The organism is Acrocarpospora macrocephala, from assembly GCF_009687865.1.
GTDB lineage: Bacteria > Actinomycetota > Actinomycetes > Streptosporangiales > Streptosporangiaceae > Acrocarpospora > Acrocarpospora macrocephala.
In genome coordinates, this window is record NZ_BLAE01000043.1 from 44,238 (window position 1) to 71,199 (window position 26,962).

Here is a 26,962-nt window from a genome sequence, read left to right on the forward strand (position 1 = left end):
ATCAATCTGTGATCGGGTCCCGGGGGTCCCGCCGGGGCGAAACCTTGTGGTAACCGCCACCCTGGACTAATTTGTTTGGTCGAAAGACGAACTAACTCTATCGCGTGGATGTCGTTCTCCAAAACCCTCTTCGCACGTACGAACCTAAAGGAAGGGAGCGCGTCGTGACGCAATCCCCCACCAGGCGCGGGTTCTTAGGGCTCGTCGCCCTTACCGCCCTATCCGCCTGCGCGGCCCCCGCCGGGCCCAAGCCGGGCGCGGCCAAGGCCACCGCCGCGGCCATGGACAAGCTCACCGCCCTGGTCCCCAAGTACGTCCCGCTCCAGGTCGTCAAGCCCGACATCACCAGCAGCGTGCCGGGCTTCGGCCGGGACGGCTTCCTCAAGTATCCGGCCACGCTCGTCGACTCGATCACCGCCAAGCCCGGCAAGGGCGGCAGCTACAAGGTCATGGTGCCGACCTGGAGCCCCTTGCCGCCGCCGCTGGGCAGCAACTCCTACTACGACGCCGTCAACACCGACATCGGCGCCACCATCGACTTCAACTACCTCGACGGCATGACCATCCACGAGAAGCTGCCGACCCTGCTGGCCGGAGGCGACGTCGCGGACGTGACCACCGTGCCCGGGTGGGCGCTCACCGCCGTGCCGGACTACTCCAAGGCCGTGGACGGGCTGTTCGAAGACCTCACGCCGTACCTGGCGGGCGATATTTCTGCGAAATATCCGGCTTTGGCGGCGATTCCCACGCTGGCCTGGCAGTACTCGGTCTTCGGCGGCAAGCTCAAGGCGGTGCCGGCCTGGCCGACGCCCATGTTCGGGCTGGTGCTCTTCCACCGCAAGGACCTCTGGGACAAGCACGGCCTGACCGCCCCCAAGTCCGCCGACGAGCTGTTCGAGATGGGCAAGCAGGTCACCGACCCCAAGGAGAAGCGCTGGGCCTTCGGCGACATCTTCGAGATCATGCGGGAGATCTTCCGGGTGCCGCGCAAGTGGCGTAAGGAGGGCGGCAAGCTCGTCCACGCGTACGAGACGCCGGAGTATGAGGCCACGGTCGCGTGGATGCGCAAGGTCGTCGACAACGGTCTGGTGCACCCCAACGTGCTGTCCGCCAAGCAGGCCGCCGACGCCAAGGAGCTGTTCAAGTCCGGCCAGATGCTGGTGACCTCGGATGGCTTCAGCTTCTGGGCCGAAACACTGATCCAGATGTCCAAGGAGAACCCCGACTTCTGGATGGAGCCCGTCCCGATCTTCGGCGGGGACGGCGGGAAGCCCGAATACCGGGTCAACCAGGACCCGAGCTACACCTTCATCAAGAAGGGCACCCCCAAGGAGAAGATCGAGGAGCTGCTGGGGCTGTTCAACTACTTCTCCTCCCCCTTCGGCACCCAGGAGCAACTGCTGTTCAACAACGGCGTCGAGGGCAAGCACTTCACCCGGGACGCGACCGGCGCGCCGCAGCAGACCGAACTCGGCCCCAAGGAGATCGTCGGCAGCTACGTCTGGCTCGGCGGCCGGGTCGACCCGATCTTCGAATCCCAGGCCCACCCCAACTACGTGCAGGCCGCCACCACCTGGTGGAACTCCGCCGTCCAGGTACGGCACCAGGACCCGTTCGACGGCATCCGGGTGCAGGAGCCCGGCGACTTCACCGCCGCCGTGAAGCCCTTCGAGGACAAGGTGACGGACATCATCCGGGGCCGCCGCGACGTGAGCACGCTGGCCCAGGCCATCGACGAGTGGCGCAAGGGCGGCGGCGACGCGGGCCGCGAGTTCTACCAGAAGGTCCTCACCGACAATGGCCGTGCTTAGGAGCCGCTCGCGGAGCCGTACCGACTCGGGACCGGCGGGTGACCTGACCTCACCCGCCGGCCCCGGCCCTCGCCCTGGAAAGATGCCCTTCCTCGCGCGGCTGCGGCGGGACTGGCAACTGCTGGTGATGACGCTCCCGGCCCTCGGCCTGGTGCTGGTCTTCCACTACGTGCCGACCCTGGGCAACGTCATCGCCTTCCAGGACTACACCCCGTACGACGGGATCAGCAGCAGCCCCTGGGTGGGTCTGTACAACTTCCAGTGGCTGCTGTCCGACCCCGAGTTCTGGCAGGCCATCCGCAACACCGTCACGATCACCACATTCCAGCTGATCTTCTACTTCCCCATCCCGATCGCGCTGGCGATCCTGCTGGACAGCGTGCTCTCCCGGAAGCTGCGCCTGTTCATCCAGGGCATCGTCTACATGCCGCACTTCTTCTCCTGGGTGCTGGTGGTGAGCCTCTTCCAGCAGATCCTCGGCGGCGCCGGACTGCTCGCCCAGACCCTGCGGCAGCACGGGCACGAACCCTGGGACATCATGACCAACCCGGACGCGTTCATCGTCCTGGTCACCGCCGAGTCGGTCTGGAAGGACGCGGGCTGGGGGACGATCATCTTCCTGGCCGCGCTGTCCGCCATCAACCAGAACCTCTACGAGGCCGCCGCCGTCGACGGCGCGTCCCGGTGGCGGCGGATGTGGCACATCACCCTGCCCGGGCTGCGCCCGGTCATCCTGCTGCTGCTCATCCTGCGCCTGGGCGACGCGCTCAACGTCGGCTTCGAGCAGTTCTTCCTGCAACGCGACGCGGTCGGCTCGCACGCGGCCGAGGTGCTCGACACCTTCGTCTACTGGCGCACCCTGATGACCGGCGCGTGGAGCTACGGCGCTGCGGCGGGCCTGTTCAAGGGCGTCGTCGGCCTCATCCTCATCGTGATCGCCAACAAGGTGGCACACCGGTTCGGCGAACAGGGAATCTACAAACGATCATGAATAACCGACCGACCTGGCAGGAGCGGCCCACCCTCTTCGGGCTGACGCTCAAAGGCTTCACGCTGACCGTCATCGTGCTGGTCATGATCTACCCGATCTACGTGGTGATCCTCACCAGCCTGTCCACCGCTTCGGCCGTCACCGCGGCCGGCGGCCTGGTGACCCTGCCCACCGACCTCTCCCTGGACGCCTACCGGGAACTCTTCGGCGGCGGCGTCGTCACCCGCGCCGTCCTGGTCAGCACAGGCGTCACCCTCGTCGGCACCACCGTCAGCCTGGGCCTCACCATCCTGGCCGCCTACGGCCTGTCCCGTACCAACTCGCTGTTCCACCGCCCGCTGCTGTTCCTGTTCCTGCTGACCTTCCTGTTCACCCCCGGCATGATCCCCACCTACCTGATGGTCCGCGAGCTCGGCCTGATCGACAGCTACTGGTCGCTGATCCTGCCGTCCGCGATCAGCGCCTTCAACCTGGTCGTGATGCGCGCCTTCTTCATGAACATCCCCGGCGAGGTCATCGACAGCGCCCGCATCGACGGCGCGGGCGACTTCCGCATCCTGGGCCGCATCGTCCTGCCCATGTCCAAAGGTGTCACCGCCGTCATCGGCCTCTTCTACGCCGTCGGCTACTGGAACGCCTTCTTCAACGCCGTCCTCTATATCAACGACAACTCCAAGTGGCCCCTCCAGCTCATCCTCCGCCAGTACGTGCAACAGGGCATGGACCTGGTCCCCAACACCCGCACGTACGACTCCGCCGCCGGCGCCCTCCCCCCGAACCTGGCCATCAAGATGGCCATCATCGTGGTCGCCCTGATCCCGGTGCTGATCATCTACCCCTTCGTCCAGAAACACTTCACGAAGGGCGTGATCATCGGCGCGGTGAAGGGGTGACTACGCCGGACCCGATCAGGCGGGTTCTCGGGCCAGGAGCAGGGCCTGCTCGCGCAGGTGCGACGGCAGCCCAGGTTCGGTGGCTTGCAGAGCCTGGGTGACGTAGTCATGAGATATCCCGCTACGGCCGAGGAGCGCATAGACGCGGGCGGCGCGATGCAGGACCGGGCCGTTGGCGGAACCCGGAGCCGTGGCGTCGAGGATCTCCTGCTCCGCCGCGTCGAATCGCCGGACCAGGGCAAGGGCGAGGGCTCGGGCAGCCAGGGTGCCCGGCTGCTGGTTCCGCCGCACCGCGGTTCGATCGAGATCGCGTAGCGCCGCCTCCGCCTGTCCCATGTCGGCGAGGATCTCGCCGCGAAGGGCCAGCGCCGCGACCGGCGGCTGATCCGACAACGCCAGCGCGCCGTTCAGATGGGACAGCGCGGCGCCGGGCTGTCCCGCCGCCCACAACGCCTCGCCGAGCGCGAGCTTGGCCTGGACATTGTTGCTCTCCCACGCCTGGACCGTCTTCAGCCGCTCGATCGCGGCCTCCACCTTCCCCTGCGCGAGGAGCAGCTTGCCGTCGGCGGTCAGCACCCGCGCGACGCCGCCGAACTGCTGTCGCACGGCGAACATCTCCAGCGCCTTGTCGAAGTGGGCATGGGCCGCTTCGACATCCCCCTGTGCGGCGGCCACCGCGCCGTAGATCTCGGTGGCCTCCGCGTGAATCCAGCTGCCCTGGTCACTCGCGACCCGGATCGCCTCTCCCGCGAGGGCGCGAGCCGTCAGCCAGCTCTCACGCTCGAGGGCGTCACGGGCTTCCCGCAGGTAGACGGTAGGTGTTTCGTGCTGTTTGATCGGGCCGATCAGCCGGTCGTGCTGGAGCTCGTACCAGCGGATGCCCAGTCGATGCTCGGCCCTCAGCACATGCCTGTCCTCCAGCGCACGGGCTATCGAATTGGGCATGCCGGCGGTCTCACGCAGCCCTTCGTACGCGGTGCTGCGCGTGCCGTGTTCGGTGATGAAGGTGTTGCGCAGCCAGAGCAGGATCTCGCCGGCCAGCACCCGGTGCTCCTCGGCCACCTCGTCGATCACTGTCTTGCAGAAGCGCACGAGGAATCTGTCGACGTCGGCATAGGCCCTGGCGTGATCCGGAGTGATCTGGACAACCTCCGGGGGCAGCGACGTCCAGAGCGCGGAGCACACCACCTGCAACTGGACCGGCTCAACGCTGTCCAGCGAGAGGGTGGTCTCAACGCCGTCGTCGTTGGTGAACAGAACCGTGCTGAGATCGGATACCAGCAGCTCGGCGGCGCCGGAGACGAAGGACCTCCCCGTTCCCTCCAGCGGGTTGACCACGGCCTGCAGGGCGGCCTCGCGGCTGAGCGGCTTCAGGTGCAACCTTGATCGCGTACCCTGACCGAGGACCTGCTCATGCGGAAGGACCGCGTACAGATACTCCTCGCGCAACGCGAGAAGCAAATGCAGACCTTCGTGTGTACGCATGGCCGCGGCCAGTTGATCGAGAAACTCGGCGCGCTCGTTCTCCCTGAACGTCGGACCCTGGAATATCTCCTCAGCCTGGTCCACGGCCGCCAGAACCAGCACGGGATCGCCATAGCGGTCGACCTTCTCCGGCCGGAGGCTCAGGAAGTCGGAGATCGTCATGCCGGCGAAACCGGAGAGCGGGACATCCGGTGCCCACGAGGCGAGCAGGGCCAGGACATAGGGATTCCCCGGCTGGGCGGCATGGAGAACCCGGCCCGGTGAAACTCTGCCCACGGGCAGCGCGTCGGCCCGTTCCGGATCGAGCCGTGGCAGGACACCGGCGTGCAGGAGGGATGTCTTGCCGACGCCGGAGGCGCCGTACAGCACGCTCAGGCCGGTGGCCTGCCACATCGTCGCAACCTCACGTGCCTCGCTTTCCCTGCCGTAGAAGAGGTTGTGATCGTCCCGGTAATAGGGGCGCATCCCCACGTAGGGATTGCTGGGCCGTCCATCAGCGCGCCGCACGGGTGTCATGTCATCCTCGCTCGCAGTTCTTCGCAGAATTGGCTGGCCGTGCCAATGAAGATGGAGATGTTCCAGCCGTCCAGGTAGTGCGTGAGGTACTTGCGGGCCTGCTCGTAAGCGTCCGGCACCGAACTCGCGATCTCCGGTATGAGCTGGACGCTGACGTGCCTTCGCTTGTTACTCCGGGGAACGTTGCGAGCCAACCCGTTGAACAGCACATTGAACGTCCAGTCCTGGAGGCTGTAGCCGATGAAGAGCAAGGGCTTGGCCGTCATCGCGTCCACCACGGCCCTCGGCAGGGGATGACGACTTCCCCGCGACTGAGCCTCCACGATATTGATCAGATAAGTAATGTAGTCGAAGTCCGTCAGGACCAGCGATTTCGGCATCGACCAGCTGCCGTGCAAGTGGCAGACGAGCGGCTCGGCGCTGGTCGGCTCAGCGAGCGGGGTCTCGTCAGGAGCGACTTCCCACCATTTGGCGATCTCGGCCTGTGGACGCCGACCCGCACGTGTGAGCGCCCGGAAAAGAAAGTCATCGTAGTTGGTAGTGAGGTATGTGGTAATCGGAAACTCGGCGAGAAGCATGTGGGGCTCACTCGACGCGTCGTCCGGCACGCCAAAGGACTGCAGGTGGGCACAGAGGAGATGCTTCAGTTCAACGGGATCCTTTACCACCGACGTCACCCACTGCATGACCCGCGAAAGGTTGGTGACGTCCGGGAAGGGATAACCGTATTCGCTGGCATACTTCCTGCTGAGATCAGACCCGGTGGGAAGCGTTCCAGCGCAGGCGCCCGCGCCGAGAAGCGGCGTGCAGTCTCCCCTGCGGAGCTGGTTGATCAGTCGTTCCCAGTCCGCATCGTCCACAGCGCCATCCCGATCCTCGCGAGCGGGTTACCCCCAAACACGTTATGTGTACAGGATGGCAGATATAAGCGGAGATCGGCTATATAGCCGATTGGAAGCCCGCGGCCGGTCCGGAGTCCGTGTCCTCAACCAGCCGTCGCAGCGCATGGTTCAGGGGTGTCGATGGAGCGATCCCGTCAAGGTCCTTCAGGCTCAAACCGGTCACATCTACCAAACCAGCGCCATACTCAACGGAACGTTCCTTGGACATCCGATACTCCCTGAACCGCTCTCGAGGTTGATAGACCTACCCTTTCACGATATTGACACCCAGGGCAACTACGGCTACGGCGTGGCGGCGACACCACCGCGACGACGTCCATCCGGACCCTGATTCCGCCCGGTCCAAATCGGGGAACGCATTCTACCTTCGATAGAGCTAAACCCTGGTGCACATTCGGTCTATGCTGTTCCCAAAAAACAGGCCAACGTAAGGCGGTCGCGTGTCTATTTCGCAGCCTTCCACGGCGGCCAGGATTCCTGGGCGCATCCCGGAGGTCTGGGGCAAGGTCCCCCAGCAGAACAAGAACTTCACCGGCCGTGACGACCTCCTGGAGAAGCTGAGGAGCGGCGTCGTCTCCGATGATGTGACCGCTGTCGTCCCGCATGCCCTGCATGGCCTCGGCGGCGTCGGAAAGACCCAGGTGGCTATTGAGTACGCCTACCGCTATCGCCATGAATACGACCTGGTGTGGTGGATTCCCGCGGACCAGCCCATGCTGGTGCGTTCATCGCTGGCCGGCCTGGCGCCCCACCTCGACCTGCCCACCGCCGCGATCGCCGGTATCGAGGATGCCTCGGCAGCCGTCCTGGACGCCCTAAAGCGGGGCAAACCCTACTCAAGATGGCTCTTGATCTTTGATAACGCGGACGAGCCCGAAGAGATCAACGAGATCATTCCTCGCGGTCCCGGCCATGTTCTCATCACTTCCCGTAACCACAGTTGGCAAGGCGTCGTGGACACCGTTCCCGTTGACGTCTTTACCCGGGAAGAAAGCATCGAGTTCCTGGTCAAAAGGGCACGTGCGGTGAGCACGGCCAAGGCGGCGGTGCTTGCCGAGGAACTCGGCGACCTTCCGTTGGCCCTGGAACAGGCCGGTGCGCTTCAGGCCGAAACTGGAATGTCGGTCGATGAGTATCTTCGTCTGCTGGCCGTCCACACCGCACAGCTTCTCGACATCAACAAACCCTCCGACTATCCGCTGTCGATGACGGCGGCCTGGTCGTTGTCGGTGGCACAACTGTCGGCCAAGCTCCCCGAGGCCGTCGATCTGCTGCGGTGTTCCGCCTTCTTCGGGCCTGAGCCGATTCCGCGCGACGTCTTCGGGCCGCCTTCGGAGAAGTTCCCGCCCTCGCTCAAGCTGGGCAGCCTGCTCGCGGATCCCATCCTGCTCAGCCGCGCCATCCGGGAACTCGGCCGCTACGCCCTGGCCAGAATCGACTCCGTGAGCCGCACCATCCAGGTGCACCGGCTCGTCCAGGCGCTGTTGCGCCAGGAACTGCCGCCCGACGAGCAGGCCGCGTTCCGGCGGGAGGTCCACCTGCTCCTCGCCTCGGCGGCGCCGTACGAGCCGGATGACAATGCCTCCTGGTCTCGCTACGCGGAACTCCTCGGCCACGTGACTCCAGCCGACGTCGCATCCAGCCAGGACCCTCTCGTCCGGAACTTCGCGCTCGACATCGTCCGCTACGTGTATTCCTCAGGCGACTTCGAGTCAGCTCGTGACCTGGTTCAGAATTTCATCTCGGTGTGGCGCGAGCAGAGTGGCGGGGACGATCCGGCCGTTCTCTCCGGGCAGCGCCATTTCGGCATCATCATCAGGGAGCTGGGTGACTTCCAGACCTCGTTCGAGCTCAATCAGGCCACCATGGCGCGCATGCGTGAAGTGCTCGGCCCCGACGATGCCGAGACACTGCTGCTGACCAACAGTCACGGCGCCGACCTGAGGGCCCGGGGGGATTTCGCGGCGGCCCTGCAGCACGACCGCGATTCGCTGAGCCAGCACGAGGCGGCTTTCGGGCCGGATCATCGCCGCACGCTCCGCGCGATGAACAACCTCGCGCTTGACTACCTCCTGCTGGGTGACTACTCCTCAGCCCAGGAGCTGCAGAAGAAGACCTACATGATGCAGAGTCGCGCGGGGTCGGGGTCCAGCAAGCAGAACGTGCTCTCCTCCTGGAACGGCCTGGCCCGTGTCGTCCGGCTGCGGGGTGAGTACTTCGAGGCGTGCGACGTCGGCGAGGAAGCCTACGAGTACGGCGTCCAGGAACTGGGCGCCGACCATCCGTGGACGCTGCGCACCGCCAAGGACCTGTCCATCGCCAAACGCAGGGCAGGACTGGTCGAGGAGGCGCTGGAGCTGGCTCAGCGCACCTATGAGCTCCAGGAGCGCATCTTCGGCAAGGAGCACCCCGACACGCTCGCCGCGGCGCTCTGCCTGGCCAACGCCCTGCGGACGAACAACCAGGTCGTCGAAGCGCTGCAAGTGCTGAGAGAGGCGGCCCAGCTCTTCCCTCGAATGTACGGCCAGGATCACCCGTTCAAATTCGGCTGCGACACCAACCTCGCCCTACTGCTGAGAGTCAACGGGGAAGCCGAAGAGGCCAGAGCGATCGACGAGCGCGCGCTGGCCGGCTTCGACCTGAAACTGGGGCGTGAGCATCACTACTCGCTGACGTGCGCCATCAATCTCGCCAGCGACCTGGCGGCCGAAGGCGAGGCCGCGAACGCGACGAACCTCAACGAGAACACGCTGCAGCGCCTGAACGAGGTGCTCGGAACCGACCATCCCCTCACTCTCGCCTGCGCCGTGAATCTCGTCCTCGATCTGGTGTCCGTCCATCGCGAAGACGAGGCGGACGCACTGCGCAGCAGCACAATGGCCAAATACGAACGGGTGCTCGGCCCTGACCACCCGGACACCCGGGTCGCCAGGGACGGCGGGCGCCTCGACTTCGACTTCGATCCTCCGGTTCTCTAATCGACGAGCCGGCGTTCTCCGTTGCGCTCCTGCCATCGAGTGCGATGACGTTTCGCGGCGGCCTCGGCCACCGCCCTGGCCTGATCGGGAATCGGCTCCCTGGCCAGGAGGCCGAGGCTGCCCTTCATGCCTTCGACGAAGCTGGTCCCGTCGCGGGTCAGCCGCCCGCTCCGGATCAGGGTGTCCGCCACCAGGCTGGCGGCGTCGCGCCAGCGGGCGAACTCGACATTCGCCTTCAGGGACTCCTCGCCTCGGGCCACTTCACGTTGCCGGCGCCAGAAATCAGCGACCCCAAGAAATGCGTACGAGCCTTGCAGAAGCCCGGACACGGGACGAGGATCCTCGCGCCAGGGCGCGTAATAGCGTGATCCGTCGTCCGGCTCGGTCAGCCGGACGATGTCGAGCAGCGCGGAGAGCTTGGCGTGCTGAGTTTCGTGGGCGAGCGTGACGGCCAGCGAAGTCGCGTCGGGGGGCGTCGACAACGCCACGCTGCCGAAGGTCTCTCTTGACGACGAGCTGGACGTCCCCTGGGGCGGGGCGACCAGCGGGGTCAGGACGCTGATGGCTTCGCGCACCTCGTCGGCGACGGTGGTGTGGTGGTTGACGAGGAGATCCCAGGCCTGGGTGAGCACGGTTCCCCAGCGATCGGTCTCCGGTCGCGACAGCCGCCCACCCAGATTGTCCAGACCTGGCATGCGATGCGGGTCAAGGTCGTCAACGACGACGGTAAGGCCCATACCAGGCGATCCGGCAGCGAGTGTCCGGAGCCCGGACCACCCTGGCGCGTCCTCGCCCGTCCTGCTGGGGAGCCTGATGAAGCTGCCCGCCAGCTCCGCTTCCGCGCTGCCGTCCCGGCAGTGGAACGTCGCGACCCTGACTCCGCCAGGCACCAGGAGCTGTCCCAGCGAGGGAAGGGTGATGAGGCCATCGACCGCCGGCACATCCACGTCCACGCGCGCGCCCGCCCGGATCGCGGCCGCAGCCGCTAACGCGGCGAGCTGGCCAGGCGCGGCCGTGCTGTCGTGGGAGTCCAGCGCCTTGACCGTCTGACGCGCCCAGGCGCCCACGGCCGGATGGCACAGCACACTCTTCACGGCGTCCGGATGGTCGATCTGAAGAGACGCGAGCAGGTCATACGCCCGCCGTGCGTCCGCGGCGGCGGGGTGATTCCTCGCCCGCGCCGTGTCCACCACGCCTCGCACGAGAATGATGTGCTTGCTGTGCTGACCGGCACTCAGCAACGCGACCGCCGCGGCCCCACCAGCGCCCGCGGCCAACTCGGAGAACACCTGTCCGGAGATCCGGTGCTCGGTGAGGGTCATGGCGATTCCTTCATTCGGGCCGACACGTCGGCTTGGACAACGTCTCTTATATAGCCAATGAGGCGCATTAAATCAGGACAAAACACCGATGGGTTTGCGAATCCGGCACCCTGCTGGTACCGGTGGGCATAAAGGCCGCCACCGCAGACCGTGCTCACCGCGCAGGCGAGACAGGTCGGAGCGAGCGCACGACGGCCAATCTGACGAGCGACATTCGAGGGAAGCGTCAGCAACGCGTCAAATTCATCGGAGTCAACATGGAATCCGGTCCTGGTGGCTCCCTCGAACGCGGATTTCAAGATATCGGACTGCTCGATTTCCCCATCGGTCTCGATGACCACCATGGCGGCGGGAGACAACCCGATCTGCTCGCTCGCCGACCGCCCCCCGATCAGCAGGTGGATGATCTCGGCGAACAGCCGTACCCGGGTGACCTGCCGCGGCGCGCCGTACCAGCGGTCGAAGACGGGAATGAGCCAGTCAGCGTACGGAGTGACCTCGGCATCCGCGACCCGGCCTGGAGGTGGCGCCGACCAGTTGCCGTGCGGCAGCAGGAAGTCAATGGCAGGCGGCGAGAACGCCAGTAACGCCTCATATGCCGTGACGGGGTCGTTTCTTAGATCGACCGTGGCGAGCAGGCCGCGGTAGAGGTGGCGGAAGCGTGGCTGGATCAGCAGGCCCAGGGCCCGGGCGACTGCCGCGTAGCTTCCCCTGCCGGCCGCCGTACGCCTGTTGCGGTCATGCATGGCCTCGTCGCCATCGAGGCTCACCCCTACTCCGACCTCCAGTTTGTCGAAGAGTTCGAGGTAGGGGACGTCGAGGAGGGTGGCGTTGGTCTGCAGGACGACTTCGACGCGGACCCTCCGGCCGACGGCCGCGCGAATGACGGTGACGGCTTCTTCGATCGTCTCGCGGCCCGCGAGCAGCGGTTCACCGCCGTGCAGGATGATCTCGATTTCGGTCAATGCGTGGTGGTGGGCGTGCTCGGCGATCCTGAACGCGGCAGCCTTGATCGTTTCGCTGGCCATTCGCTTGGGACGCGAACGCCAGCTCTGATCTGCCATTTCGTACATGTAGCAGTACGAACAGGCGAGATCACACCGACTGTGGAGTTTTAGGATGAATTGGCGGAAAGGTGTTGGTTGCCATCCTTCCGAGAGCAATACTCCGACGTCGAGTGTCGACGGCCACTCACCCATCCCCGCTCAGCCTCCACGTTGAGACCTTGATACTGCGCCCGCGTACAGGCGCAGTCCAGTCTTACCGGATCATCAAGACCGGACGCAGCACAACAAGATAGAGAATCGACAGTGTTTTCCCGCCTCGGAAGACCACCGGCGTTCTAATCGGCGAAGCGGGCTACGCGGCGGAGTTTGTTCATGGCGTCGAGGGCGGCGACCTTGTAGGACTCGGCGAGGGTGGGGTAGTTGAAGACCGCGTCGACGAGGTAGTCGATGGTGCCGCCGCAGCCCATGACGGCCTGGCCGATGTGGATGAGTTCGGTGGCGCCGGTGCCGAAGACGTGGACGCCCAGGAGGGAGCGGTCCTCGGCGGAGACCAGGAGTTTGAGCATGCCGTACGTGTCGCCGATGATCTGGCCGCGGGCGAGTTCGCGGTAGCGGGAGATGCCGACCTCGAAGGGGATGCTGGCATCGGTGAGCTCGTCCTCGGTGCGGCCGACGAAGCTGATTTCGGGGATGGTGTAGATGCCGATCGGCTGGAGCAGGTTCATCGCGTTCACCGGCTCGTCGCAGGCGTGGTAGGCGGCCAGCCTGCCCTGCTCCATCGAGGTGGCGGCCAGGGCGGGGAAGCCGATGACGTCGCCGACGGCGTAGATGTGCTTGACGGAGGTGCGGTAGAACTCGTCGACGGTGATCCGGCCGCGCGGGTCGGCGGCTAAGCCGGCGGTCTGGAGGGCGAGGTTCTCGGTCATGCCCTGGCGGCCGGCCGAATACATGACGGTCGAGGCGGGGAGCTTCTTGCCGCTCTCCAGGATCGTCAGCGCGCCCCGCTCGCGGCGTTCCACGGCGGCCACCGTCTCGCCGAAGCGGAAGGTGACCGCGAGGTCGCGCAGGTGGTATTTGAGCGCCTCTATCACCTCAAGGTCACAGAACTCCAGCATGCGGTCGCGCCGTTCGACCACGGTGACCTTGGTGCCGAGGGCGGCGAACATGGAGGCGTACTCGATGCCGATCACGCCCGCGCCGACCACCACCATCGAGTCCGGCACGTGCTCCAGCTGCAGGATGCCGTCCGAGTCGATGATCGTGTTGCCGTCGAACTCCACCGTGTCCGGGCGGGCCGGACGGGTGCCGGTGGCGATAATGATCTTGTCGGCGGTGACCTTCGTCTCCCGGTTGTGCTCGTCGATCACCGCGATCGTGTGCGGGTCCACGAAATGCCCTGATCCGGTGAGTACGGTGACGTGGTTGCGGGACAGCTGGTTACGAATCACCTCCACCTCGCGGCCGACCACGTGCTGGGTCCTGGCCGTGAGGTCGGCGACGGTGATCTCTTCTTTGACTCGGTAGTTGCGGCCGTACATCTCGCGCTGGGTGAGGCCGGTCAGGTAGAGCACGGCCTCGCGCATGGTTTTGGAGGGGATCGTGCCGGTGTTGATGCACACTCCCCCGATCATGTTCCGTCGTTCGACGATCGCCACCCGGCGTTCCAGCTTGGCCGCAGCGATCGCGGCCTTCTGCCCACCGGGCCCGGAACCGAGAACAAGCACATCAAAGTCGCTCACACCGCAAGTGTGAGCCGTGAGCGCAGTAGGGTGAAGACCCTGACCGCCCTTCACCTGACGAATGACGATGTGTGAGTCGGTAGCAACTTCGTTGGAAATATCCGGCGGGTGCAATCGAGGGACAAGCAATCGTCAAGCGCGTACCGGAAAGATCCCAGCTATGTGGAGAGACACCCCTGAATACCTCGGCGAGCTGCTCATCTGGGAGATCGAGGACTACCTCACCGCTCAGACCGCCCAGCCCGAGCGGGCTCGGGTGGCCTTCATCCGGCTGGCCGACGAGTGGGCGGCGGCTTCGATCGGGGCCGAACTGGAGACGGGCGGAAGCTTCTACGCGGCCGCCAAGCGCGCGGACTCGCTCGGGATGACGATCCCCGGCGACATGTTCGGCGTGGTCACCCGCGACGAACATCCAGAAATCTTCAAAGCCGTCCCCGGCACGACGTTCCCTCCGATCCCCGACGGTGACGGATACGTCATCATTCGGTTGGTCGCCTTCGAGCCCTAGAACCTCCCTCTGTCAGAACCACTTTGCGGACGGTCGAGGGGACCCGATTCGCACTCATCCGACCTTCTGACGCGGCTCTGAGCGGAGCTCGGGAAGGATGAAGGCGTTTGACGCCTCTCGGGTTGCCCGGCCCAGGATCCCCCCAAGCCCGAGACGTTTGAGGATCGGCAGCAACCGGAGGGTCCGATTGCGTTTGCGGAGCGCCTTCTTTGTGCGAGGAAGGATGGTCGAACGGCTGTGCAACGCGAGATTCTGGCTCTTGACCATGAAATCGCGACACTGCCGCTCGTATTCGGCGAACGCGGTCTTATGGTCCCGTTCGCTGGCCAGCTCGGTGGCCAGCACATAGCTCCCGATAAGGGCCATGCTTGTGCCTTGTCCCGACAAGAAGGCAGGGGCGAAGCAGGAGTCGCCCACGAGGGCGACTCGTCCGCGTGTCCACTCGTCCATCCGGATCTGGCCGACGTTGTCGAAGTAGAGATCTTCGGTGCTCGGCAATCCCTTGAGGATCTCTGGAATCTTCCAGCCGTCGTCCGCGTAGGCGCGTGCGATCATCGCGCACTGGCCTTCGAAGTCCGCCTCCCTGACCGATCCATGGTCTTGTTGGGCGAAGGCCAGGAATGCCTGCGCCGGCCCCCCGGGAACTTGGGTGCCAAAGCCCGCGACCCTCCCGGGCACGTTGTAGACCGTTGGTGGCAAATCGTACGCCGGGTTACTGGGGAGTTCGAAGATCGCGACCGCGTAGCCGAGGTGAAGGCTGAACTGCTCCTCAGGACCGAACACCAAACGACGGGTGTTGGAGTGAATTCCATCAGCCCCGATGACCACATCAAAGGTGCGTGGCGCGCCCCGGGTGAAAGTCACCTCAACACCGTCAGCACGCATGTCGAGAGATTCGATGGAGTCATTGAAGACGTACTCGACGTCATCCTTTGTGTGAGCGTAGAGAACGCTGGTGAGATCACCGCGCGCCATCTCGATGTCGTCAGGATTCACCTGACTCACGTAGTCGTCCGTGTTCAGCGACGCGACCTTCTTTCCAGACTTGTCGACGAAGGTTATCGTCCGGGCTTTCACGCGTGCGGCACTCAGCTCGGGGTAGATCCCCATGCGCTTGACGACATCGATTGCCGTGCCGCGGATGTCGATCTGGTATCCGCCGTGGCGCACTACTGCTGATCTCTCCACCACCGTGACCTCGAAGCCGTAGCGATTGAGCCAGTAGGCCGTCGCCGGTCCGGCGATGCTCGCACCGGAAATAAGGACTCGCCGCGGCATTGCGCCTGTCATCTTTCATTCCTTGTGGTCGTCGTGGATGTGGCCTCTGTTGGGTCCGTCATTGGAGCGTGGGGTGTGTGTGGACGAACTCCCGCACGATTCCCGCGACGAGATGCGGGAACTCCGTCGCGATTCCGTGGCGTCCGCCGTTGATGAGCTCGAGCCGCGCGTCGGGTATCCGCTTGGCCATCTCCTCGGCGGCGTCGGCTCGGATGAGCGGATCATCGGTGCCCTGGACCACGAGCGCCGGCATCTGGAGGCCGGCCAGCCGGTCGAGGCAGTCGTGCGCGGCGACCGCGTTGTTGCGGCGCGTGTTCTGCTCGTCCGAGCGTGGCGTGAGAACGCTGCGAGCCCGGTCGACGAGGGCTGGGTTCTCGGCTTGTCCTTGGGGCGAGATCAATACGTCGAGCATGAAGGCCCGGCGAGCGGCTGGCTCCAGCTCCAGCATCCGGTCCAGTGCGGGGCCCGTGAATGACCGGTTGGGGGTCGTCGCCACCAGAGCGACGCTCTGAATGCGCTCCGGATGGTCCAGTGCGGCATGCATGGCCACCATTCCCCCGAACGATGTGCCCAGCACGTGGGCCTTGTCGAGGCCAAGGGATTCGACCAGGCCGGCCAGATCCGCGCCTAGGTCGGCGATGGTGTAAGGCTCATCCGAGTTCACGGTGTCGCCCGTGTCACGTTGGTCGTAGGAAATCGCGCGGATGCCAGGACCGAGGAACGGCCGCAGGGCGTCGAACTGCCCGCGATCGCTTTCCCCACCGTGAACGAGGATCAGAGGCTCTCCCTCGCCCGAGTCGGTGTAGGCAACCGTCAAATCTCCGACGGGAATCCGACGTGGGGTCTCAACGGCCATGACATCTGGTGTGGGGTGCATTGCTGAAAGCTCCTTCGGGCGAACCGTGGCGGTCATCCGGTGATCATCGATTCGACGTGCGGGATCGAGCCGATGAGACGTTGCGTATAGGGATGCTGTGGATCGTCCAGCACCGTTTCGGTACGTTCGTGTTCGACCACCTCGCCGTCCTTGAGGACGTAGATGCGATCGGTGATCTGCCGGACGACGGCCAGGTCGTGGGTGATGAACACGTAGGCCAGACCGAGGTCGGTCTGGAGCTCACGCAGCAGGTTGAGGATGTGCGCCTGAACCGACACGTCGAGCGCGGAGACCACCTCGTCGCAGACGACGACCTGCGGATCTCGGGCGAGCGCCCGAGCGATCGCGACTCGTTGACGCTCTCCGCCGGAGAGCTGTGCCGGCATCCGCGAGGCGTACGCGGACGACAGCCCCACGCGTTCGAGCAGCTCGTCGGTGCGTCGCCTTACCTCGGTCTTGCGGGACAACCGCAGGCCGTCGCGCAAGGCCGAACCCACCGATCGCTGTGGGTTCAGCGTGGAGTAGGGATCCTGGAATGCCATCTGGACGGTGGAGCGAACAGTGCCCCAGTCCTCGCGCGACACCCGCTTCGCCGCGAGATCGATGCCGGCCACGCGCACCTGACCCGAGGAGGGTTTCGTGAGCCCGACCATCATGCGCGCGAGCGTGGTCTTGCCAGAGCCGGACTCGCCGACGAGTCCGACGCTCTCACCGGCGAATACGTCGACATCCGCACCGATCACGGCCACCTTGTCGCCGTACACTCGGCGGGCCGATCGGGTACTGATGATCGGGAGGGATCCGTCTCCGGTCCTGACCGAGGAGACCGCTGTCTCCCGATGGCGCCGAAGGTCCCGTGCGAGCTCTGTGGCGATGTCATCGGCACGGACGCAACGGACCGCATGGCCCGGCGGAGTCTCCTCCAGTTGCGGGTGACTCGCGGCGCAGGCTGCTGTCGCCCATCGGCAGCGCGGGGCGAATCGACATCCGGTCGGACGCGATCCCGGAGCCGGAACGGAGCCTGGGATGCTCGCAAGGGACGCCACGCGACGATCGATCGGCGGATCGGCCTGGATGAGGCTCGAGGTGTACGGGTGGCGAGGAGCGACAACGAGATCGTCGGGGCGCCCAGTCTCGATGATCTCGCCGGCGTACATCACATAAACGCGGTCGCAGAACGAGAAGGCGACGCGAAGGTCGTGCGTGATCAGGATCAGCCCGAGACGGTGCGTGTCGCGCAGTCTTCTGAGCAGCTCCAGGATTTCCTGCTGCGTGGTCACGTCCAACGCTGTCGTAGGTTCGTCGGCGATCAGGACGCTTGGGTTCTCCGCGATCGCGGCGGCGATGGCGACCCGCTGCCGCATGCCTCCGGACAACTCGAACGGATACCGGTCCGCTACCGCGGGATCGGTGATCCCGACTTCGACGAGTCGCGCCCGAGCCTGCTCACGCCTGGCACGTGCCCGCAGCCTCTTCCCGTTCTCGTCACGAAGTGTCGCGGTGATCTGGGCGCCGCACCGCTTGAGGGGGTTGAGCATCGTGAAGGGGTCTTGCATGACGAATGCCAGCACGGTGCCACGCAGTTTGTGCCGGGCACGCGCCGACATCCCCGCGAGCGACGTGCCGCCCACCTCGACCGAGCCCGCCGCACTCAGACCCCGCGGGAGCAGGTCGAGCATCGCGCGAGCGGTGATGGACTTGCCGCTGCCGGACTCCCCGACAATGGCGATCGACTCCCCGGGACGCACCTGGATGTCCAGGTCGTCGGTGATCGACACGGGCTGGCCCGCACGGTAGCCCCGAACCGCGAGTCCGTGCGCCTTGATCGCCGGTCCTGTTGTCGTCATCTTCTCCTCGACCTCGGTCATCGTGATCGTCCCGCCTGTTCGTACTTGGTGTAGAGCCAGTCGCCGATGAGGTTCGCCGACACGGCGAGCGCGACCAGACAGAGACCTGGGCCGGCCGTGGCCCACACGTTGGACGAGAGCGCCGACCTGTTCTCGGCCAGCATCCGGCCCCAGTCCGGCGAGCCCGGCGGCACGCCGAGGCCGAGGAACGACAGCGACGACAGCTCGACTATCGCGAAGGTGACCTGAAGGAAGAAGGAGGTCACGATCAGGGGACTGATGGCCGGGACGAGCTGGGTCACGAGGATCCGTGGAGTCGATACACCCAGCGTCCTGGCGGCCTCGATATATGGCAGATGGACTCGTTCCAGGACTGCGGCGCGCAGGAGTCTGATGTTCGCCGGCAACGCGAAGATCATGAGCACACAGATCGAGAGGGCGAACCCGCCCCCGGTAACGCCGACCACGACGATCGCGACGGTCAGGGACGGAATCGAGTAGAGCACGTCGTTGACCCTGCCGATGACGCCGTCGACACGTCCGCCGGCGTATCCGGCCAGCACCGCGAGGGCGGTGCTGATCAGAACGGTGCCGGCGGCGAGAAGCAGGGGCGCCAGCACGGCCGTTCGTGCCCCGGCGATGATCCGGGACACGATGTCACGACCGAGTTGGTCAGTGCCGAGCAGATGCTCCGCGCTCGGACCCCTGAACGACTCGGCCGGATTGATGAAGGAAGGGTCATGAGGCGCGATGAACGGTGCGCAGACACACAGGACCGCAACGGCGAGGAAGACCAGGGAGATCACCACGGCGATCGGCACCTTGGGGCGCCAGAGCGAGCGGCGCGGGCGTGGCAGACGCTCGACGAGCAGGGTATCGGCGCCGGTCATGCCTCTGTCTCCAAGCCCTTGCGCAACCTGGGGTCGACGACGAAGCAGAGCACGTCGACAACAAGGTTGATGAGAACGACCAGGACCGCGACGACGAGCGTCACGCCTTGCACGATGGGGATGTCGCGCATGGTGATCCCGGTGATCAGCAACGTGCCGATCCCGGGCAGCCCGTAGACCTGCTCCACCACCACCAGCCCTCCGGTCATCGCCACGAGCACGGCCCCGGCCAAGGTGATCATCTGCACCGCGGAGTTCTTCAACACGATGGTCCGCACGATGTACTGCGAGGAAAGCCCCCGGGCGCGCGCGAAGGTCACCTGGTCCTCGTCGAGCACCTGACCGAAGCGCACCCTGGCGAACCTCGTCGTCGAAGCCAGCAGGACCACCGTGGTCGTGAGGACGGGGAGCGCGAGGTGCCGAACCGTGTCCAGTCCCCCGTCGCCCACACCCAGAGTCGGGAGCCAGCCGAGTCGCACTCCGAAGATGTACGACACCAGGATTCCGGTGGCGAAGACCGGGGAGCTCGCGCCCACCACCGTGAAGCCCACCACGGCGCGGTCAGCCCGGCTTCCCTGCCTGCGCGCCGTGAACAAGCCCAGCATCGCGCCCAATATCGTCGAGAGGACCCAGGTCGCAAGCAGCAGTGGCAAGGTGACGCCGGCTGCCGTCGCGATGGACGTCGCGACCGGCTCGTTCCGCGTGTATGACGTACCGAGGTCCAGGTGTGCGAGGGATACGGCGTAGCGCGCGTACTGCTGCCACAGCGGATCGTTCAGGTGGTTCGCCTCCCGGATCGCCTCGAGCTGTTCCGGCGTGGCCTCCCTCCCGGCGATCGCCTGCTCCGGACCGCCGGGCGCCGCGTGGATGAAGGCGAACACCACGACAGTCACGATGAGGAGGACCACGGAGGCCGACAGCAGCCGCCGGACGATCATCCGCACCAATGGGGGCAGCTTCGGCCGCGCGGGCGTGTCCGGCTCCACGAGTTGGACGGTCATGACGAGGTGGTGATGTTGTCGATCCAGCGCGTCATATACCAGAACGTGTCGAAGCCTTTCAGCGTCATGCCGTCCGCCAGGAAGGCATAGACCTTGGGAGTGAAGAGGGGAACCACCGCGGCGTCCTCAGCTGTGATCGCCAACGCCTGAAGAAGCATGGTCACCCGCGACGGATCGTCGGTGTCCTTCTTCTGGTAGTCGGCGAGGAGGGCGTTCACTCTGCTGTTGTCGTACTGCGACGCGTTGCCGAACAATCCGGGTGTCAGCGTGTTGCGCGGGATGTTGATCGGGTCGGGCGTCCCGCCGTTCCACGAGTCGACCGACAGACCGTCCGCGGTGTGCTTGAAGTAGACGGCGTCGCCGAAGCCCTGCTCATCGAGGGACTTCACGTTGAGCGTGATCCCGATCTTGGCAAGATCTTGAGCCATGGTCTGCACGATGAGGGACTGGTTCGGATCGCCTTGCGTCACCGGTACCTCGACCTCGAACCCATCGGGGCTGTTCGACTGCTTGAGCTCGGCGCGGGCGGCGTCGAGGTCGAACGTGAGACCCGCCGCAAAGCCCTCATACGCTTTCTTGACCTCCGCGGCATCGCCGACAGCGGCCATGATCGATTCGGGCACCATGGTCGGTGCCAGCTCGGCCCGGTTGCCGAACACGCCCTCGGCGAGTGCCTTGCGGTCGATGGCATGGGTGATTGCCCTGCGCACATGGACGTCGTCGAAAGGCGCCTTCTTCATGTCGAAGTTCACCCGGTAGTACGCCAGGTCGGGCGCCTCCTGTCCGGAGAAGCCGTCGAGTTTCTCAAAGGAGTCGATTTGGCTGAGGGGCGCGTTGAGGACGCCGTCAGCCTCGCCGGACTGCAGCGTGAGGACCCGGGCGGCGTCATCCTTCGCCGTCTTCATGGTGATTTTCGCGTACGGTGGCTGCTTGCCCCGATAGCCAGGGCTCGCCACCAGCGTGGTCTCGGACTGGGGAACGAACCGGCTGAAGGCATAAGGCCCGGTCCCGATGTTGGGAACGTCCGGCGTACCCACCTTGTCGCCGTTCTTGTCGTAGTACGCCTTGCTGACGATGCCCGTCTTGGCGATGGTGTACTGAAACTGAGGATCGGGTGCCATCAACGTGATGGTGACCTTGTCGTCGCCGCTCGTCTCGATGCTCTTGACCCGCGCCCAATATGCGGCGCTGTAGGAGGGTGAATCCTTCGCGCTGTGCAGTTCGTAGGAGAACTTGACGTCCTCCGCCGTCAGCGGAGTCCCGTCGGAGAACTTCACGCCAGGACGAAGCGTGTACTCGTACGCGGTTGCCGACGGACGCGAGACCTGCTCCGCGAGGTTGGGAACTATAGAACCGTTCTGCTGGTATGCCATGAGCGGCTCGTTGACCAGCAGTTGTCCGGCGAGGAGCGTGGAGGCGGTCTGACGCGTGTCCCATAAGGCCGGCGTCAACGGCACGATCAAGCTCAGGTCGTTCTTGTCTTTGTCGCCCGAGCTTGAGCCCGAGCACGCCGTGGCGAGCATCGCCACGAGGGTCATCGCAGCCGCCAGCGCCTTGGCTCGTCTGGAGTTCATCCATGTCCCATGCATCATTCGGTTCCTCTGTGAGATCTGCGGCCGGCTGACTGGGGCTGGTTCAGACGACGAGCATGAAGAGCAATATGGAGATGATTGCATCCCATTCTGGGTTTGTCGATGACGAAACAGAGACTTAACTCGATCTCTTAGCCGGTGTCCTCGGCCAGCTCATCGCTGGTCGAGGGCTCTCGACCGATCACCGCCCGACGGCGTAACCCTGCGCGCCTCGGGGGTTGGCCGCCGCGGACAACACGCCGGACACCGGGTCTCGGCTAACGGAGGAAAGCCTGCCCAGAGCCCAGTCGCCGGCGCGCGTCACGACATGACCGCGCGCGATCAGAGCCTCGATGACGTCGCTGCCCAGACGGTCCTCCACGACCACGCCGCCCGGTGTCCACGTGCGCGGCCAGAAGCTCCCCGGGAAGCTCGTCGTGTGAAACGTCGGCGCCTCGATGGCTCGTTGCGGGCTCAACTTGGCGACCAGCGTGTTCACGAGGTACACCACCTGCCACTGATCCTGTTGGTCGCCGCCGGGAGTGCCAAGCGCGCTGATGACGGCGCCGTCACGGACGAGCAGCGTCGGCGTGAGTGTGGTTCGCGGACGCCTCCCCGCGCGAAGAGCCGAGGGGCTTTCTCGGTCGAGCCATGACATCTGCAGCCGAGTGCCGATCGCGAAACCCAGACCGGGGATCGTGGGCGAGGACTGCAGCCAGCCGCCGGAGGGTGTCGCCGATATCGCGTTGCCCCAGCGATCGATGATGTCGACATGGCACGTATCGCCCTGGGTCGCGCCGGAGACCGACACCGTCGGCTCACCGACGCTCGTGTGAAGGGCCGCTAGATCATTCGTGAGCTCGAATGGCATGAGCCGAGGCTGAGCACGGCCGCCGAGCCGCCCGGGACGGATCTCGTGGGACGCCGTCGAAGTGATCAGCCCACGCCTCTCCCGCGCGTACTCGGCGGACAGCAGGTAATCCAGGTCGGCCGCCGACAGGTCCTCGCCGTAGTACGCCTCCCGGTCGGCCATCGCCAGCTTGAGCGCCTCGACGACGTGGTGCACCCCAAGGTCTGTGGATAAGTCGAGCGCGTCATCACGGAAGCCGTCGAGGATGGCAAGTGTCTGAAGGAGCACCGGGCCTTGCGACCAGGCGCCCGCCTTGAGTACCTGCGTTCCCCGGAATGTCCCGGTCACGGGCGCCTCGTACGTGGCCGTGAACGCTGACATGTCGTCGGCGGTCAGCACACCGCGATGCACGGATCCTGACGAGTGCAGATGCGGCGTCGATCTGACAAACGCATCGATACATTCGGCCACGAACCCAGATCCCCAGATCGAACGTGCGCGATCGATCCGATCGACGCGACTCGCCGATGGTCCCGCCGCGACGGAAGCCTCCGCCACGAGTCGGGACATGGTGCGCGCATACGACTCGTTGCGGACGACCTGCCCGGGCTCTGGTGGCACTCCGCCCGGCAGCCACAGCTCAGCCGAGGTCGGCCAGCTGTCGCGAAACAGTGGCGCCACGACGGCGAGCACCTGCGCGGCGCGGGCAATGATTCGATGACCAGTCGAGGCGTAGTGAATGGCGTAGTCCAGTACGTCGCAAAGCTCCCACGTTCCATGGTCACGAAGCAGGAGCAGCCACGCGTCCACCGCCCCCGGCACGGCCGCGGCGAGCGCTCCAGCACCGGGAACTATGTCCAGCCCCTCGGACTTGAAGTGCTCGATCGACGCACCTCGCGGAGCTGGGCCCTGCCCCACCAGCACCCGTGCCGGCGCTCCCACCGGCGCGACCAGCGCGACCATGTCGCCACCCGGTCCGTTGAGGTGCGGCTCAACCACGTGGAGCACGAAGGCCGCGGCAACGGCCGCGTCGAACGCGTTGCCACCTCGCTCGAGCACAGACTGCGCGGTGGATGAACCCAACCAGTGGGTCGACGCGCACATGCCGAAGGACCCACTCAGGTCGGGGCGAGCCTGGAAGGCCTCATCGGAGTTCCTCGTCACTTCTTGTCCCTTCGCAGGATCTGCATCTAAAGTGCACTATATTGGATGCAATAGTAGCCACATCGAAGTGACGACAGATGTTCACCGTGCTCGTCACGGACCCGTCGAAACCTCCAAAGGAGCAGGATCCATGACGGACGCCGCAAACAACGACTCAGTGTCGGGCTTCCCCACCACCCCCGGTGACGAGCTGATCTTCGAGAACGACCGCGTGCGGGTATGGGCCATGAACCTCGAGCCAGGAGGGATGTTCGACTTCCACGTGCACGAGCACGACCATCTGATCCTGTGGCCCGATGCCGGTCGCGCGCAGGGACAGGAATACGGACAGGACGACTGGCACATCATCCAGAACGCCGAACGAGGCTTCGCGATCTTCAAGACATTGGGACGAAGCGGCCCCCTTCCCCCGCACCGTCTGCGCAACCTCGAGGACCACGCCGTCACGCACTACATCATCGAGCTGATCAGCGAGGAGTCCCCCTCCGAAGGTCCGCTTCCCACCCAGACCAATGGCCGGGGAACCACCACTCGACCGCACACTGTCGTGACGACCGACGCCGACGGCCGCTGAGCGTGCGCTTTCCACGCGTCCACGGACGTTCCGCGCCGCCCACCGTGGGGTGCACGGCGTGAAGCGGATCGCGGCATAACCCGGTGTCCGCTTGCCGGGGGAAGCCCAGCCATCATCTGACCTTCGCCGTGCTCGCGGTCTCAGTCACCGGCTTCGCACTTCTTCAGTCCCTCGTGACGCCAGTGCTGTCAGAGATCCAGGCGAATCTGCACACCGATCAGAAGACCGTGACGTGGGTCCTGACCGGCTACCTGCTGGCGGCGTCCATCTGCACTCCCATCGTGGGCCGCGTCGGCGACAGAGTCGGCAAGAAACGCGTGCTGGTCACCGTGCTCGTCGGCCTGTCCATCGGATCACTCGTGGCCGGCCTGGCGACCAGTATCGGCCCCATGATCATCGGCCGCGTGATCCAGGGCGTCGGTGGAGGTGTGCTGCCGCTGGCATTCGGGATCGTCCGCGACGAATTCCCAGAGCGGAAGATCCCAGGGGCGGTCGGCATCCTTGCCTCACTTGGCGCGGTCGGCGGCGGTATCGGCATCGTGCTGGCCGGTCCGATCGTCGACACGCTCGGGTACCACTGGCTCTTCTGGCTGCCCATGATCGTCACAATCCTCGCGGCGATCGTCGCTCATGCGATCATCCCCGAGTCGCTCGTCCGGACCCCCAGCAAGATCAGCTTGCTCCCCGCGCTGCTCCTGTCGACGTGGTTGGTCTGCCTGCTGCTTGCCCTGAGCCAGGGCGGCGACTGGGGCTGGACCTCTGGCCGTACCATTGCCTTGACCGTCGCCTCACTCGCGGTGGCGGCTGCGTGGGTGTGGGTAGAGAAACGCTCAGCGTCGCCGCTCATCGACATGGACATGATGCGGCTGCCGGCGGTCTGGACAGCCAATAGCGTCGCTCTGCTCGTCGGGTTCGCCATGTACGCGGCGTACGCGTTCCTTCCCCAGTTCGCCCAGACACCCGGCACGGCCGGCTACGGCTTCGGCGCGTCCATCACGGAGTCCGGCCTGATCCTGCTGCCCATGGCAGTCACGATGTTCGTCGTTGGTCTGCTATCCGGCACGCTGGTGCGACTGATCGGTCCCAAGGTAGTTGTCGTGACCGGTTGCCTCGTCTCCGCCTCGTCAATGGCAGCCCTGGCGTTGGCGCACGATGAGAAGTGGGAGCACTACCTGGCCAATGCGATCATAGGGGTGGGCGTCGGGTTGGTGCTCTCCTGTCTGTCCAACCTCATCGTCGCCGCGGTACCGCAGGAGCAAACTGGTGTCGCCAGCGGGATCAACGCCAACATCCGGACGATCGGCGGCTCCATAGGCGCCGCGGTCATGGCCGGCCTCGTCACGTCCAGCCTTCTCCCGAACGGCTTGCCGCGAGAAGCCGGCTACACCAACGGCTTTCTCGCCCTCGCGGGTGCGTTCGTCCTCGCGGCCTCCGTTGCCCTGCTGATCCCACGCGCCGGCCGACGCGGCGTCGAGAAAGACCTCACCGGTGAGCCCGAGCACCCCGAGCTGGGGCTGGTCGCTGCCGAACCTGCGGCTGGCGGAAGCCCGAGCAGTGGCTGATCAATGTGGCTGATCGATGGCGAAAGACCCTGGGTACAGCTGAGCCCGCTACCCCTTCCGCATCTCGTACGTTCATAATTGGATGCATCATCGTCGCCCGCTGCGGCCAAACGGGATGTCCTGGTCGAGCGACCGGCAGCGATACCGTTTCGCCGACAAAGCAGTCAACTCTTCTTAAAGGGACCCCATGGCAACTTTTCCATCTGCCAACTTTTCGCAAGGGCCTCCGGGAGAATCCATCAGCGACCGCATCGTCGCGGTCCTGCAACGCCGGATCCTTGCCGGGGAAATCCCCATCGGCGCGTGGCTTCGTCACGGAGCCCTCGCCGAGGAGTTCGGCATCAGCCGAACGCCCGTGCGTGAGGCGTTGCGGATCCTGAACGCGCAAGGCATCGTGACGATCGATCTCCATCGAGGTGCCAGGGTCAACGGGCACTCAGGAAAGGACATCCGGGAGATCGGCGCGGTCCGCGCGGAGCTGGAGGGCTACGCGGCCGAGCTTGCGACCGAGCGGATCAACGATGCCCAGCTGAAGCGGATGCAGGAGGCATGGCAGGGATTCGGAGAACTGATCCAGCAGTTCGACGGCACTGAGGAGGACCAGCAGCGTCAGGCGCAACAATGGGCGGAGTCAAACCACGCTTTCCATTCCGTCATTGTTGAAGCCTCCGGAAATCACCAGCTTGAGCTGACCATCGCCGAGCTCAGGCGACGCCTTCCGCACAATCTGTCTTACGCCGCGTACGCCGGCAACGCGCGCCTGCTGCGCCGCAATCTCGAGCAACACGAAGGCATCGCCGCCGCGATCATCGGCCACAACGCGCGCCTTGCGCGAAAGCTGATGACAGCACACCTCCGAGCATCCAATGAAGCCACCGCGCGGTGGGTGGAGAACAGAGGGTCCCGCGTCTGAGAGCGATCCCTTGCCACGTACTTGATGCTCAGCCAGCGCGCGCACAGCCCCACCTACTGAGCATGCTCCTTTTCCAGCGATGGGTGCGGTGGCGTGGGGGTTGCGTCCACGGGGGTGGTGTACGAGTTTCCACTGGTCGTAGGCGTGACGTCGGAACCCCACGCACGCGGGGATGGTCCCTACCATGAGTAACGAAGTGCGGGCATGCCGTGCTCCCCGCGCACGCGGGGATGGTCCCACCGAGCCGCCGGGGGAATTCACCCTCACCGTGTGCGCCCCGCGC

Annotated in this window: 21 protein-coding genes; 8 read left to right on the forward strand and 13 right to left on the reverse strand. The window is 65.3% G+C overall.

Annotated features, from left to right (window positions below):
- Positions 1-164: 164 nt before the first annotated feature.
- Genes Amac_RS33530 through Amac_RS33540 form a run of 3 tightly spaced genes read left to right on the forward strand, consistent with a single transcriptional unit; the run spans position 165 to position 3,695 of the window.
- Positions 165-1,811, forward strand: coding sequence for a type 2 periplasmic-binding domain-containing protein (locus Amac_RS33530; RefSeq protein ID WP_155358431.1), 1,647 nt, complete (start codon positions 165-167; stop codon positions 1,809-1,811).
- Positions 1,798-2,802 carry an ABC transporter permease gene (locus tag Amac_RS33535; RefSeq protein WP_155358432.1) on the forward strand — a complete coding sequence of 335 codons (1,005 nt, stop codon included), beginning with the start codon at positions 1,798-1,800 and terminating at the stop codon, positions 2,800-2,802. Before Amac_RS33530 ends, Amac_RS33535 begins: the two co-directional genes overlap by 14 nt.
- Positions 2,799-3,695, forward strand: coding sequence for a carbohydrate ABC transporter permease (locus tag Amac_RS33540; protein ID WP_155358433.1), 897 nt, complete (start codon positions 2,799-2,801; stop codon positions 3,693-3,695). Before Amac_RS33535 ends, Amac_RS33540 begins: the two co-directional genes overlap by 4 nt.
- Before the next feature lie 15 nt (positions 3,696-3,710).
- Here Amac_RS33540 and Amac_RS33545 read toward each other — a convergent pair whose 3' ends face one another.
- The 3 genes from Amac_RS33545 to fxsA all read right to left on the reverse strand — a co-directional run bounded on the left by Amac_RS33545 (position 3,711) and on the right by fxsA (position 6,806).
- Positions 3,711-5,696, reverse strand: a complete 1,986-nt coding sequence (locus Amac_RS33545; protein ID WP_155358434.1) for a tetratricopeptide repeat protein — start codon at positions 5,694-5,696, stop codon at positions 3,711-3,713.
- On the reverse strand, positions 5,693-6,556 hold the full coding sequence (locus Amac_RS33550; protein WP_155358435.1) for an SIR2 family NAD-dependent protein deacylase: 864 nt from the start codon (positions 6,554-6,556) through the stop codon (positions 5,693-5,695). Before Amac_RS33550 ends, Amac_RS33545 begins: the two co-directional genes overlap by 4 nt.
- A 79-nt stretch (positions 6,557-6,635) precedes the next feature.
- Positions 6,636-6,806 (reverse strand): FxSxx-COOH cyclophane-containing RiPP peptide, encoded by a 171-nt coding sequence (fxsA, locus tag Amac_RS58115; RefSeq protein WP_155358436.1) that lies wholly within the window; start codon positions 6,804-6,806, stop codon positions 6,636-6,638.
- 232 nt (positions 6,807-7,038) lie between these two features.
- Here fxsA and fxsT point away from each other — a divergent pair, with 232 nt between their 5' ends.
- Complete coding sequence (fxsT, locus tag Amac_RS33560; RefSeq protein WP_155358437.1) at positions 7,039-9,576, forward strand: FxSxx-COOH system tetratricopeptide repeat protein; 2,538 nt, start codon at positions 7,039-7,041, stop codon at positions 9,574-9,576.
- Here fxsT and Amac_RS33565 read toward each other — a convergent pair.
- From Amac_RS33565 to sthA, 3 genes are all read right to left on the reverse strand, one after another.
- A complete protein-coding gene (locus tag Amac_RS33565; protein ID WP_155358438.1) occupies positions 9,573-10,898 on the reverse strand; it encodes an HEXXH motif domain-containing protein in 1,326 nt (441 codons plus the stop codon). The two genes, fxsT and Amac_RS33565, sit on opposite strands and share 4 nt — an antisense overlap.
- Positions 10,895-12,097, reverse strand: coding sequence for an FxsB family cyclophane-forming radical SAM/SPASM peptide maturase (locus Amac_RS33570; RefSeq protein ID WP_155358439.1), 1,203 nt, complete (start codon positions 12,095-12,097; stop codon positions 10,895-10,897). Before Amac_RS33570 ends, Amac_RS33565 begins: the two co-directional genes overlap by 4 nt.
- Positions 12,098-12,240: 143 nt before the next feature.
- Positions 12,241-13,644 (reverse strand): Si-specific NAD(P)(+) transhydrogenase, encoded by a 1,404-nt coding sequence (sthA, locus tag Amac_RS33575; RefSeq protein ID WP_155358440.1) that lies wholly within the window; start codon positions 13,642-13,644, stop codon positions 12,241-12,243.
- A gap of 160 nt (positions 13,645-13,804) precedes the next feature.
- On the opposite strand from sthA, the gene Amac_RS33580 reads away from it, so the two are divergent.
- Positions 13,805-14,152 carry a peptidylprolyl isomerase gene (locus Amac_RS33580; protein WP_155358441.1) on the forward strand — a complete coding sequence of 116 codons (348 nt, stop codon included), beginning with the start codon at positions 13,805-13,807 and terminating at the stop codon, positions 14,150-14,152.
- 54 nt (positions 14,153-14,206) lie between these two features.
- Here the strand turns inward: Amac_RS33580 and Amac_RS33585 are convergent, their stop codons facing one another.
- The 7 genes from Amac_RS33585 to Amac_RS33615 form a co-directional block, all read right to left on the reverse strand.
- The gene (locus Amac_RS33585) at positions 14,207-15,442 is read right to left on the reverse strand and encodes an FAD-dependent monooxygenase (RefSeq protein ID WP_155358442.1); all 1,236 of its coding nucleotides are present in this window, start codon (positions 15,440-15,442) and stop codon (positions 14,207-14,209) included.
- Positions 15,443-15,488: 46 nt separating this feature from the next.
- On the reverse strand, positions 15,489-16,343 hold the full coding sequence (locus tag Amac_RS33590) for an alpha/beta fold hydrolase (RefSeq protein ID WP_218041443.1): 855 nt from the start codon (positions 16,341-16,343) through the stop codon (positions 15,489-15,491).
- Positions 16,340-18,175 carry a dipeptide ABC transporter ATP-binding protein gene (locus Amac_RS33595; RefSeq protein ID WP_155358443.1) on the reverse strand — a complete coding sequence of 612 codons (1,836 nt, stop codon included), beginning with the start codon at positions 18,173-18,175 and terminating at the stop codon, positions 16,340-16,342. Before Amac_RS33595 ends, Amac_RS33590 begins: the two co-directional genes overlap by 4 nt.
- Positions 18,172-19,044 carry an ABC transporter permease gene (locus Amac_RS33600; protein WP_155358444.1) on the reverse strand — a complete coding sequence of 291 codons (873 nt, stop codon included), beginning with the start codon at positions 19,042-19,044 and terminating at the stop codon, positions 18,172-18,174. The genes Amac_RS33595 and Amac_RS33600 overlap by 4 nt, the downstream gene beginning before the upstream one ends.
- The gene (locus Amac_RS33605; RefSeq protein ID WP_155358445.1) at positions 19,041-20,045 is read right to left on the reverse strand and encodes an ABC transporter permease; all 1,005 of its coding nucleotides are present in this window, start codon (positions 20,043-20,045) and stop codon (positions 19,041-19,043) included. The genes Amac_RS33600 and Amac_RS33605 overlap by 4 nt, the downstream gene beginning before the upstream one ends.
- Complete coding sequence (locus Amac_RS33610) at positions 20,042-21,583, reverse strand: ABC transporter substrate-binding protein (RefSeq protein ID WP_170322792.1); 1,542 nt, start codon at positions 21,581-21,583, stop codon at positions 20,042-20,044. Before Amac_RS33610 ends, Amac_RS33605 begins: the two co-directional genes overlap by 4 nt.
- A gap of 235 nt (positions 21,584-21,818) precedes the next feature.
- Entirely contained in the window at positions 21,819-23,570 is a 1,752-nt protein-coding gene (locus Amac_RS33615) for a gamma-glutamyltransferase family protein (protein ID WP_174900251.1), read from the reverse strand.
- Positions 23,571-23,760: 190 nt separating this feature from the next.
- Here Amac_RS33615 and Amac_RS33620 point away from each other — a divergent pair, with 190 nt between their 5' ends.
- The 3 genes from Amac_RS33620 (at position 23,761) to Amac_RS33630 (ending at position 26,679) form a co-directional block, all read left to right on the forward strand.
- Entirely contained in the window at positions 23,761-24,204 is a 444-nt protein-coding gene (locus tag Amac_RS33620; RefSeq protein WP_155358448.1) for a cupin domain-containing protein, read from the forward strand.
- A gap of 128 nt (positions 24,205-24,332) precedes the next feature.
- Complete coding sequence (locus tag Amac_RS33625; RefSeq protein ID WP_218041444.1) at positions 24,333-25,766, forward strand: MFS transporter; 1,434 nt, start codon at positions 24,333-24,335, stop codon at positions 25,764-25,766.
- A 187-nt stretch (positions 25,767-25,953) separates the two neighbouring features.
- Entirely contained in the window at positions 25,954-26,679 is a 726-nt protein-coding gene (locus tag Amac_RS33630; RefSeq protein ID WP_155358449.1) for a GntR family transcriptional regulator, read from the forward strand.
- The last annotated feature ends 283 nt before the right edge of the window (positions 26,680-26,962 follow it).

Excerpts from the sequence above, each read along its gene's own strand:
- Amac_RS33535 (WP_155358432.1), top strand. The coding sequence starts at position 1,798 with ATGGCCGTGCTTAGGAGCCGCTCGCGGAGCCGTACCGACTCGGGACCG.
- Amac_RS33540 (WP_155358433.1), top strand. The coding sequence starts at position 2,799 with ATGAATAACCGACCGACCTGGCAGGAGCGGCCCACCCTCTTCGGGCTG.
- Amac_RS33545 (WP_155358434.1), bottom strand. The coding sequence starts at position 5,696 with ATGACACCCGTGCGGCGCGCTGATGGACGGCCCAGCAATCCCTACGTG.
- fxsA (WP_155358436.1), bottom strand. The coding sequence starts at position 6,806 with ATGTCCAAGGAACGTTCCGTTGAGTATGGCGCTGGTTTGGTAGATGTG.
- Amac_RS33565 (WP_155358438.1), bottom strand. The coding sequence starts at position 10,898 with ATGACCCTCACCGAGCACCGGATCTCCGGACAGGTGTTCTCCGAGTTG.
- Amac_RS33570 (WP_155358439.1), bottom strand. The coding sequence starts at position 12,097 with ATGGGTGAGTGGCCGTCGACACTCGACGTCGGAGTATTGCTCTCGGAA.
- Amac_RS33580 (WP_155358441.1), top strand. The coding sequence starts at position 13,805 with ATGTGGAGAGACACCCCTGAATACCTCGGCGAGCTGCTCATCTGGGAG.
- Amac_RS33585 (WP_155358442.1), bottom strand. The coding sequence starts at position 15,442 with ATGACAGGCGCAATGCCGCGGCGAGTCCTTATTTCCGGTGCGAGCATC.
- Amac_RS33590 (WP_218041443.1), bottom strand. The coding sequence starts at position 16,343 with ATGACCGCCACGGTTCGCCCGAAGGAGCTTTCAGCAATGCACCCCACA.
- Amac_RS33595 (WP_155358443.1), bottom strand. The coding sequence starts at position 18,175 with ATGACCGAGGTCGAGGAGAAGATGACGACAACAGGACCGGCGATCAAG.
- Amac_RS33600 (WP_155358444.1), bottom strand. The coding sequence starts at position 19,044 with ATGACCGGCGCCGATACCCTGCTCGTCGAGCGTCTGCCACGCCCGCGC.
- Amac_RS33605 (WP_155358445.1), bottom strand. The coding sequence starts at position 20,045 with ATGACCGTCCAACTCGTGGAGCCGGACACGCCCGCGCGGCCGAAGCTG.
- Amac_RS33610 (WP_170322792.1), bottom strand. The coding sequence starts at position 21,583 with ATGACCCTCGTGGCGATGCTCGCCACGGCGTGCTCGGGCTCAAGCTCG.
- Amac_RS33615 (WP_174900251.1), bottom strand. The coding sequence starts at position 23,570 with ATGTGCGCGTCGACCCACTGGTTGGGTTCATCCACCGCGCAGTCTGTG.
- Amac_RS33620 (WP_155358448.1), top strand. The coding sequence starts at position 23,761 with ATGACGGACGCCGCAAACAACGACTCAGTGTCGGGCTTCCCCACCACC.
- Amac_RS33630 (WP_155358449.1), top strand. The coding sequence starts at position 25,954 with ATGGCAACTTTTCCATCTGCCAACTTTTCGCAAGGGCCTCCGGGAGAA.